The organism is Roseovarius sp. CAU 1744 (assembly GCF_039839345.1).
GTDB lineage: Bacteria > Pseudomonadota > Alphaproteobacteria > Rhodobacterales > Rhodobacteraceae > Roseovarius.
In genome coordinates, this window is record NZ_JBDOQV010000021.1 from 1 (window position 1) to 1,328 (window position 1,328).

Annotated in this window: 2 protein-coding genes; both read left to right on the plus strand. The window is 62.8% G+C overall.

Annotation, left to right across the window (positions count from 1 at the left end):
* Positions 1–705 (plus strand): CoA transferase subunit A (locus AAFO92_RS22470; protein ID WP_347539183.1); only part of this gene is annotated, 705 nt, incomplete at its 5' end.
* Positions 705–1,328 (plus strand): 3-oxoacid CoA-transferase subunit B, encoded by a 624-nt coding sequence (locus AAFO92_RS22475; RefSeq protein ID WP_347539185.1) that lies wholly within the window; start codon positions 705–707, stop codon positions 1,326–1,328. The genes AAFO92_RS22470 and AAFO92_RS22475, both read left to right, overlap by 1 nt.

Genomic DNA, 1,328 nt, shown 5'->3' on the forward strand with positions numbered 1-1,328 from the left:
ATGAAGAAAGTATACGGTAGCGCGTCTGCGGCGCTGGACGGTTTGCTGCGTGATGGCATGCTGATTTCCGCGGGCGGGTTTGGTCTGTGCGGCATTCCCGAGTTGCTGATTGACGCGATTGTCGACAGCGGCGTGAAGGATCTGACCATCGCGTCCAACAATTGCGGTGTCGACGGGTTCGGGCTGGGCAAGCTGCTGGACACGCGGCAGATCAGGAAGATGATGTCGTCCTATGTCGGGGAGAATGACGAATTCATGCGCCAGTACCTGTCGGGCGAGCTGGAGATCGAGTTCAACCCGCAGGGCACCCTGGCCGAGCGGATGCGCGCCGGCGGCTGCGGCATTCCGGGTTTCTACACCAAGACCGGGGTCGGCACGGTCATCGCCGAGGGCAAGGAGCACAAGGAGTTCGACGGCGAGACCTATATCATGGAGCGCGGCATCTTTGCCGATCTTTCGATCGTCAAGGCCTGGAAGGCCGACCCGACCGGCAACGCGGTGTTCCGCAAGACCGCGCGCAACTTCAACCCGCCGGCGGCGATGTGCGGCAAGATCTGCGTGCTGGAGGTCGAGGAGATCGTCGAGCTGGGCGCGCTGGACGGCGATCACATCCACCTGCCCGGCATCTATGTGCACCGCCTGATCCAGGGCGAACACGAGAAACGCATCGAACAGCGCACCACGCGCAAGAAGGAGGACGCCTGATGCCCTGGGACCGCAACCAGATGGCCGAACGGGCCGCGCAGGAGCTGGAAGACGGCATGTATGTGAACCTCGGCATCGGCATCCCGACGCTGGTGGCCAATTACGTGGGCGACAAGGACATCACCCTGCAGTCGGAAAACGGCATGCTGGGCATGGGCCCGTTTCCTTTCGAGGGCGAGGAGGATCCCGACCTGATCAATGCCGGCAAGCAGACCATTACCGAGCTGCGCCGGACCTCCTATTTCGACAGCGCCACCAGCTTTGGCATGATCCGCGGCGGCAAGATCGCGGCGGCGATCCTGGGCGCGATGGAGGTGAGCGAAGACGGCGACCTGGCCAACTGGATGATCCCCGGCAAGCTGGTCAAGGGCATGGGCGGCGCGATGGACCTGGTGGCCGGCGTCGGCCGCGTGATCGTCATCATGGACCACACCAACAAGCATGGCGACAGCAAGTTGCTGAAACAATGCACCCTGCCGCTGACCGGCAAGGCGGTGGTCGACCGCGTGATCACCAATCTCGGCGTGCTCGACGTCACCGGGAACGGCCTGAAAATCATCGAACTCGCCCCCGACGTCTCCCGCCAGGACATCATCAACGCAACCGAAGCCAATATCGTTTGA

Coding starts and splice junctions, on each gene's coding strand:
- AAFO92_RS22475 (WP_347539185.1), top strand. CDS start 705: ATGCCCTGGGACCGCAACCAGATGGCCGAACGGGCCGCGCAGGAGCTG.